General features: G+C 67.6%; 11 protein-coding genes. 10 read left to right on the top strand and 1 reads right to left on the bottom strand.

What is annotated here, in order from left to right; all coding sequences use genetic code 11:
* The coding region (locus ABDV68_RS17115) for a universal stress protein (RefSeq protein ID WP_343521315.1) at positions 1 to 475 on the bottom strand (475 nt) is incomplete at its 3' end.
* A gap of 148 nt (positions 476 to 623) precedes the next feature.
* Between ABDV68_RS17115 and ABDV68_RS17110 the strand changes: the two genes are divergently transcribed.
* The 10 genes from ABDV68_RS17110 to ABDV68_RS17065 all read left to right on the top strand — a co-directional run.
* Positions 624 to 1916, top strand: a complete 1293-nt coding sequence (locus tag ABDV68_RS17110; protein ID WP_343521314.1) for a pyruvate dehydrogenase complex dihydrolipoamide acetyltransferase — start codon at positions 624 to 626, stop codon at positions 1914 to 1916.
* Between the two features lie 16 nt (positions 1917 to 1932).
* Entirely contained in the window at positions 1933 to 2139 is a 207-nt protein-coding gene (locus ABDV68_RS17105; protein ID WP_343521313.1) for a hypothetical protein, read from the top strand.
* Positions 2132 to 2521 (top strand): acyl-CoA thioesterase, encoded by a 390-nt coding sequence (locus tag ABDV68_RS17100; RefSeq protein WP_343521312.1) that lies wholly within the window; start codon positions 2132 to 2134, stop codon positions 2519 to 2521. Before ABDV68_RS17105 ends, ABDV68_RS17100 begins: the two co-directional genes overlap by 8 nt.
* Entirely contained in the window at positions 2518 to 2919 is a 402-nt protein-coding gene (locus ABDV68_RS17095) for a hypothetical protein (RefSeq protein WP_343521311.1), read from the top strand. The genes ABDV68_RS17100 and ABDV68_RS17095 overlap by 4 nt, the downstream gene beginning before the upstream one ends.
* 29 nt (positions 2920 to 2948) lie before the next feature.
* Positions 2949 to 3779, top strand: a complete 831-nt coding sequence (locus ABDV68_RS17090; RefSeq protein WP_343521310.1) for a hypothetical protein — start codon at positions 2949 to 2951, stop codon at positions 3777 to 3779.
* Between the two features lie 14 nt (positions 3780 to 3793).
* Positions 3794 to 5194: a dihydrolipoyl dehydrogenase gene (gene lpdA, locus ABDV68_RS17085; protein WP_343521309.1), complete on the top strand. Its 1401-nt coding sequence runs from the start codon at positions 3794 to 3796 to the stop codon at positions 5192 to 5194.
* A gap of 62 nt (positions 5195 to 5256) precedes the next feature.
* Entirely contained in the window at positions 5257 to 5847 is a 591-nt protein-coding gene (locus ABDV68_RS17080; RefSeq protein WP_343521308.1) for a DUF4142 domain-containing protein, read from the top strand.
* A gap of 109 nt (positions 5848 to 5956) precedes the next feature.
* A complete protein-coding gene (locus ABDV68_RS17075; protein ID WP_343521307.1) occupies positions 5957 to 6340 on the top strand; it encodes a hypothetical protein in 384 nt (127 codons plus the stop codon).
* Positions 6341 to 6386: 46 nt separating this feature from the next.
* On the top strand, positions 6387 to 6731 hold the full coding sequence (locus ABDV68_RS17070) for a DUF3140 domain-containing protein (protein WP_343521306.1): 345 nt from the start codon (positions 6387 to 6389) through the stop codon (positions 6729 to 6731).
* Between the two features lie 63 nt (positions 6732 to 6794).
* A partial coding sequence (locus ABDV68_RS17065) for an amidohydrolase family protein (protein ID WP_343521305.1) occupies positions 6795 to 7720 on the top strand: 926 nt, incomplete at its 3' end.

Below are 7720 nucleotides of genomic sequence, written 5' to 3'. Positions count from 1 at the left end.
CCAGGCGATGGTTACCGACGAACCTTAGCCGGTCGATCGCATCGCGGTCGAGGCTTCCCGGGATGATCATCAGCGGGATCGGCAGCGCGGCCATGTCGCCGCCGGTGAAGTGGCTGACCAGCGCGCCGGGCTTGCCGCCGGTCGCGGCGCCGAGCACCAGCGCGGCGATCTCGGAATTGGCGGCGATCAGCTCGCGGATGATCTTGGGGCCGTCGCCCTCGCGCACGGTGATCGTGGGCTTCAAACCCGATTCCTGGATCAGCGTGCCCGCGGCGCCCGCGACCAGCGCTTCTGCGCGCTGACGGGCTTCTTCCTCGATCGTCGCCATGACGCCGCCCCACTGCACGAAGTCGGGGCGGGGAATCAGCACGAGGATCTCGACGCCGCCGCCGGTCTTGACCGCACGGCGAGCGGCGAAACGGAGCGCGATCTGCGCCTCCGGACTCTCGTCGATCACCACAAGATAGGTACGCATGAAACCATCCCCTCCCGGTTTCCCACGGTGGTGACGCGGGAAGCCGCGCCACGCAAGAGCCTTACGGGCGCGGCACCCTTGACCCGCGCCGTGCATCGCGCAAGGGAGGGCCCGAAACCAACAGCCTGCGACAGGATCCTCCTCCCCCATGTCGATCGAGATCAAGATGCCTGCCCTTTCCCCGACGATGGAGGAGGGCACTCTCGCCAAATGGCTGGTGAAGGAGGGCGACACGGTCAAGGCCGGCGACCTGATGGCCGAGATCGAGACCGACAAGGCGACGATGGAGTTCGAGGCGGTCGACGAGGGCACGATCGCCAAGATCCTGGTGGCCGAGGGCACGGACGGGGTGAAGGTCGGCACCGCGATCGCGATCCTGGCCGGCGAGGGCGAGGATGTCTCGGCGGTCGAGGCGCCCAAGGCAGCAGAAGCGCCCAAGGCCGAGGCACCCAAGGAAGAGCCCAAGGCGCCCGCGCCGGCTCCGGCCGAACCCGCCAAGCCGGCGGCCGCTCCGGCGGCGAGCGGCGATCGCGTGAAGGCGAGCCCGCTGGCGCGGCGGATCGCGGCGGAGAAGGGCGTCGAGCTGTCGGCGCTTGCCGGCTCGGGGCCGAACGGCCGCATCGTCAAGGCCGACGTCGAGGGCGCCAAGACCGGCGGCACGCCTGCACCCAAGGCGACTGAGGCTCCTGCGGCTGCGGCAGCTGTCCCGACCTCCGCGGCGGCGCCCGCGTCGGTATGGTACGACGAGAGCATCCCGCATGAGGAAGAGAAGCTCAGCAACATCCGCAAGACGATCGCGCGCCGCCTGACCGAGGCGAAGCAGACGATCCCGCACATCTACCTGACCGTCGATGTCCAGCTCGACGCGCTGCTCAAGCTGCGCGGCCAGCTCAACAAGAGCCTCGAAGGGCGCGGCGTGAAGCTGTCGGTCAACGACATGTTGATCAAGGCGCTCGCGGTCGCGCTGAGCCAGGTGCCGAAGTGCAACGTCACCTACGCCGGCGACAAGCTGATCAAGTACAGCCGCGCCGACATCTCGGTCGCGGTGTCGACGCCGACCGGGCTGATCACGCCGATCATCCGCGACGCGGCGAATATCGGCCTCGCGTCGATCTCGACCCAGATGAAGGAACTCGCCGAGCGCGCCAAGGAAGGCAAGCTCAAGCCCGAGGAGTATCAGGGCGGCACCGCCAGCATCTCGAACATGGGCATGTTCGGAATCAAGCAGTTCGACGCGGTGATCAACCCGCCCCAGGCGATGATCCTGGCGGTCGGCGCGGGCGAGAAGCGCCCTTACATCGTCGACGACGCGCTGGGCGTCGCGACCGTCATGTCGGCGACCGGCAGCTTCGATCACCGCGCGGTGGACGGGGCCGACGGCGCCGAGCTGATGAAGGTGTTCAAGGCGCTCGTCGAGTCGCCGTTCGGCCTGCTGGCCTGAAGGCGAGGGCGCCGCGATGCGCGTCCTGATCGAAGCTCTCCACATCGCCGCCGGCATCGCCGTCGCGCTGCTGATCGGTGCGGTAGCGAGCTGGGCCTATCCGCTCGCCGAGCGCGACGTGTGGCTGGTGACCGGGGCGGCGATCGTGTGCATCATCCTGATGGGGATCGATCCGATGCGCCGCGCGATGGCGGGCCGCGGCGAGGAAAGCACCGATGCCTGACCGCGCACCCCCTGCCACTGAGCCGACCACCCGCGTCAGCACGATGCCGGCGGACGCCAATGCCTATGGCGACATCTTCGGCGGCTGGCTGGTCGGGCAGATGGACATGGCGGCGGGGCTGGTCGCGGCACGGCGGGCGCGCGGCCGCGCGGTGACCGTGGCGATGGACGGGATGCAGTTCCATGCGCCGGTGTTCGTCGGCGACGAGGTCTCGGTCTATGCCGAGCTGGTCAAGGTCGGCCGCACCTCGATGCAGATCGATGTCGAGGCGTGGCGACGGGGACGGCACGGCGAGGAGCACCAGCTGGTCACCCAGGCCGTGTTCACCTTCGTCGCGGTGGGCGAGGACCGCAAGCCGCGGCCGGTGGACGGTGAGGCGTGAAGTGGATCGCGGCGTTCGTACGGCGGTTCCTGCTGCCCGCGTTCGTCGGCGCGTACCTGGCGAATCTCGCGGTCTACCGGATGCTCGAGAGCGAGGGCGGAGCGACCGACTGGAAGAGCGTCGGCGTGCTGTTCGCGATCATCCTCGCCGGGCTGATCGTGGCATGGCCCTTCTACGTTCTGCTGCGGCGGCTGGCGCTGCCCGCGCTGGTGACGGGGATGTTGCTGCTTGTGCTTGGTACTGCAATCGGCGCCTTGGCTGCCTATCTGATCGCCATGCAGCTCGTTCCCGACACGGCGGGGGAATATATCCGCTTCGGCCTGGTGGTCGGGCCGGTGGCTGCGCTGTTCTGGCTCATCCTCAATTTCGACGTTCTGCGCCCTCGGCGTGTGCGGTAGACCGGCGCGATGCGGCCGGATCGCGCAACGTGATCGCCCTGTTCGACCCGGCGTTGCCGCGTGCGACCGCAGCGGCGGTGGGGAGCGCGTTCCTCCTGATGATCGTCGCCGGCGGCTTCGCCGTCGTCGCGCAGCTGGTGCGGATCGTCCGCAAGCCGGTCCCCGGCCAACCGGTCTGGCAGATGCTCGGCGCGGCGCTCGGCGGCGCGGTGCTGGTCAGCGCGATGGCGCTCGCTTTGGTGTTTCCGCTCGCGCTGATCGCGGGTGGCGCGCTGGCGGCGATGCACACCCCTGCGGTAGCCTATCTGGCGCTCGCGCTGGGCGGCGGCGTGTGCCTGTACCTTGCCACGCGCATGAACGGTTACGGGATGGACGGGTGCACCAAGATCTGGGCGACCGCCTGCGCCGCCTATCTCCTGATCTGGGGCCTGGTCGCGTTCTCGACCGTCGGCGGCGGGGCGATCGAGGCCGGTCAGCTCGGCGCGACGGCGGTCAAGATCGTGGCGGCAGCACTGCCGCTCGCGTTCCTGATCGCCAGGACCAACCGCCCGGGCGGGCGGCTGCGCCCAGGCCTGGTCGCGGGCTTGATCGTCGGCATTTGGGCGGCCGTCGTGTTCCTGACCGTCGAGAACGGCTTTGCCGCGAGGCTGCTGCCGGGCAGCGACTGGCTGCGCTTCCCCATCGCCGGCGCGGCCGGTGCGTTGCCGCTGGCGGCGCTGGGGCTGATCGCGGCAGTGCAGCGGAAGCATGGCCGCAAGCGGGCGCTGCGCGAGCAGGTGCCCGTCATCACCCTATTGGCGCTGGCGGCAGCGGGATCGGGCCTGTTCTGGGCCGTTGCGCGCGCGGCGATCGAAACATGAGAAGGAACTAGCGAATGGCCGAATCCTATGACGTGATCGTGCTCGGTTCGGGTCCCGGCGGCTATGTCGCGGCGATCCGTGCGAGCCAGCTTGGCCTCAAGACCGCGATCGTCGAGCGCGAGCTGCTCGGCGGGATCTGCCTCAACTGGGGCTGCATCCCGACCAAGGCGCTGCTGCGCTCGGCCGAGATCTTCCACTTCATGCAGCACGCCAAGGACTATGGCCTCGCCGCCGAAAAGATCAGCGCCGACCTGGAGGCGGTGGTCAAGCGCTCGCGCGGCGTGGCGAAGCAGCTCAACCAGGGCGTCACGCACCTGATGAAGAAGAACAAGATCGCGGTGCATTTCGGCACCGGCAAGCTGACCGGGAAGGGCAAACTCAGCGTCACCGCCGAGGACGGCAAGACCACCGAGCTCACCGCCAAGAACATCATCCTCGCGACCGGCGCGCGCGCCCGCGATCTGCCCGGCCTGCCCGCCGACGGCAAGCGCGTGTGGACCTATCGCCATGCGATGACCCCGCCGGAGATGCCCAAGAAGCTGCTGGTCATCGGGTCGGGCGCGATCGGCATCGAGTTTGCGAGCTTCTACAACGACATGGGTGCCGAGGTGACGGTGGTCGAGATGCTCGACCGGATCGTGCCGGTCGAGGATGCCGACATCTCGGCGCATCTCGAAAAGGCGCTCAAGAAGCAGGGCATGACGATCATGACCGGCGCCAAGGTCGACAAGATCGCCGCCGACGCGAACGGCGTGAAGGCGACGATCACCGGCAAGGACGGCAAGGCGGTGAACGGCGAGTTCAGCCACGTCATCGTCGCGATCGGCATCGTGCCCAATACCAGCGACATCGGCCTCAAGGAGCTGGGCGTCGACGTCGACGAGCGCGGCTTCCTCAAGACCGACGGCGCGTGCAAGACCAATATCGACGGCCTCTACGCGATCGGCGACATCACCGCGCCGCCCTGGCTCGCGCACAAGGCGAGCCATGAGGGCGTGATCGCGGCCGAGGCGATCGCCGGCAAGCATCCGCACGCGATGGATCCGCTGAACATCCCGGGCTGCACCTATTGCCATCCGCAGATCGCCAGCGTCGGCCTGACCGAGGCCAAGGCCAAGGAAGCCGGTTACGAGGTCAAGGTCGGCAACTTCCCCTTCATCGGCAACGGCAAGGCGATCGCGCTGGGCGAGCCCGAGGGCTTCGTGAAGACCGTGTTCGACGCCAAGACCGGCGAACTGCTCGGCGCGCACATGATCGGCGCCGAGGTGACCGAGATGATCCAGGGCTACACCGTTGGCAAGACGCTGGAGACGACCGAGGCGGAGCTGATGGAGACGGTGTTCCCGCACCCGACGATCAGCGAGACGATGCACGAAGCGGTGCTCGCCGCCTATGGGCGCCAGCTGCATATGTGACGTGATCGGGAACCTCGCTGCGGGCCGCACGTTCGCGTCCGGCCTGCAGGAGGAAAATCCCGATGAAACATAAACTTATGTTAGTCTCGCTGGCCGCGCTGGCATTGAGCGCGTGCGGCGGAACGGATGCCGCGAACAACAGCATGGCCGACACCACCGTCGTCAACGAGGGCGAGACGGCGGTGATGGCCAACGACGCCGACAACGTGGCGATGGGCGATGCAGCGACGCCGATGACCGGCCAGCAATTCGCCGACACCGCCGCCGCGAGCGACATGTTCGAAATCGAATCCGCGAAGCTCGCGCAGGACAAGGGGACCAGCGACGCGGTCAAGGAATTCGCCGCGATGATGGTCAAGGACCACACCAGCTCGACCGCCAAGCTCAAGGATGCGGCGGCCAAGGCCGAGCCGGCGATCACGCCCAATCCCGCGATGAACGCCGAGCAGAGCGCCAACCTCGAAGCGCTGCGCGGAGCGAATGGGGCGGAGTTCGATGCGCTCTACAAGCAGCAACAGATGATGGCGCACCAGAAGGCGCTGGCCGCGCTGCAAGGCTATGCCGCTAATGGCGACGTGCCCGCGCTCAAGACCTTCGCGAGCGACACGTCGAAGGTGGTCGAAGGCCATCTGAAGCACGTCAGCTCGATGTGACGCCCAGCCCGGGCCGGCTGGCTGCTGCCGGCCCGAGCGCCATCGAGACCTCTTCAGCTTTTCTTGGGGAAGCTCTGTCATGCTCGCGCGCGATTCGCGGGAGCATGGCATGTCGGTGAAGACGCTATGGGGTTTGATCGCAGGGCTCGTCCCGGTCGTTTGGTTCGGCGGGCTGGCGATCCATTTCTATCGGGTCAACGAGGCGATGGGCGGTTTCGCGTCGCGCGAGCTGATGCCGACGATCGTCGGGCTGGGCGGGCTCGGGCTGCTGTTCACGATTCCGATCCTGATCAAGCTGGTACGGCTGGCGAGCGGCAGTGCGAAGCCCAAGGGATCTAAGGCGCCGGCGACCGTGGACGACTCCGCGGCGAGCGACTTCGATCCCGACGCGGTGATCGCGCGCTATCTCGAGAAGAAAGCTGCCGGCGAGACGAGCTTCGAAGTGCCCGAGGGCGCGGCCTCGCGCCCGGTGTTCGGCCGCAAGCCGGCCTGACGGAATTGCCGGAGAACCTCCTCGCGGTCCGAGCGTTAGGGGCGGCATGCCGAAGCAGGACGATCACGAGACGGTGTGGAAGCACTTCCACCAAGTGGTGAACATGGCGCCCGCGGAGATCGAGACCTGGCTCGACACTGCGGAGAGCCGCAAGGTCGGCATCAAGCGCGACGGCGCGAGCGAGAGCGTCGGCCACGCCTCGGGACGGCGAATCGTCACGATCCTGCGCAAGAGCAAGGCCGAGCTCGACGGCGGCGACTATGCGCATATGCGCAAGGTGATCGGCTATGTGCGGCGGCATCGCGCGCAGGGGCCGCATGAGTCGCACCGGGTGCCGACCTCGCGCTGGCGCTATTCGCTGATGAACTGGGGGCACGATCCCCTGAAATAATGCCGGCAAGTTGACCTTTGGCGCGGCTGCGGCAAGCGTCGCGGAAACGCCGAAGGGGGATTCATGAAGCGCCAGTTGATCGCCGTGGCCGCGGCCATGCTCGCCGCCACGCCCGCCGTTGCCGAGACCGTCGTGGTCACCGCCGACCGGATGATCGATGTCGTGACGGGGAAAATGGTCGAACATCCCGCGGTCTTCATCAAGGACGGCCGGATCACGAGCATCGCCGACGCGCGCACGGTGCGCTGGGGCAGCGACGTCCGGCATATCGATCTCAGCGGCAAGACGATCCTGCCCGGGCTGATCGACATGCACGTCCATCTCGACACCAGCCCGCGTTATGGCGGCTATACCGGGCTGCAGTTCACCGACAGCTTCTGGGCGATCCAGGGCGTGGCCAATGCCCGCGCGATGCTCAAGGCCGGCTTCACCACCGTCCGCAACGTCGGGTCGGAGAATTATGCCGATGTCGGCTACAAGCAGGTGATCGAGGAAGGGCTGATCATCGGCCCGCGGATCGTGCCGGCGGCGTATGCGCTGGGCGCGACCGGCGGGCATTGCGACTATACCTATCTGCCACCCTCGTACAAAGCCAAGAGCGCCGCGATCGGGGACGGACCGCAGGAGCTCCGCGTCAAGGTGCGCGAGCAGCGCAAATACGGCGCCGAGGTAATCAAGATCTGCGCGACCGGCGGGGTATTCTCGCGTAATACCGAGCCGGGGCAGCAGCAGCTCTCCGAGGAGGAGATGCGCGCGATCGCCGACGAGGCGCATCAATGGGGCCTCAAGGTCGCGGCGCACGCGCATGGCGCGGCGGGGATCAAGGCGGCGATCCGCGCCGGGATCGACACGATCGAGCATGCCAGCCTGGTCGATGACGAGGGGATCAAGCTGGCCGTTGCGCGCAAGCAGCCGGTCTGGTTCTCGATGGACATCTTCAACACGGATTATACCCAGGCCGAGGGCAAGAAGAACGGCGTGCTCGAAGA

The sequence above is a fragment of the Sphingomonas sp. genome, from assembly GCF_039595165.1.
Classification (GTDB): domain Bacteria; phylum Pseudomonadota; class Alphaproteobacteria; order Sphingomonadales; family Sphingomonadaceae; genus Sphingomonas.
The sequence above is the reverse complement of the archived record's forward strand: the minus strand, read 5'-3'. Positions and strand labels throughout refer to the sequence as shown.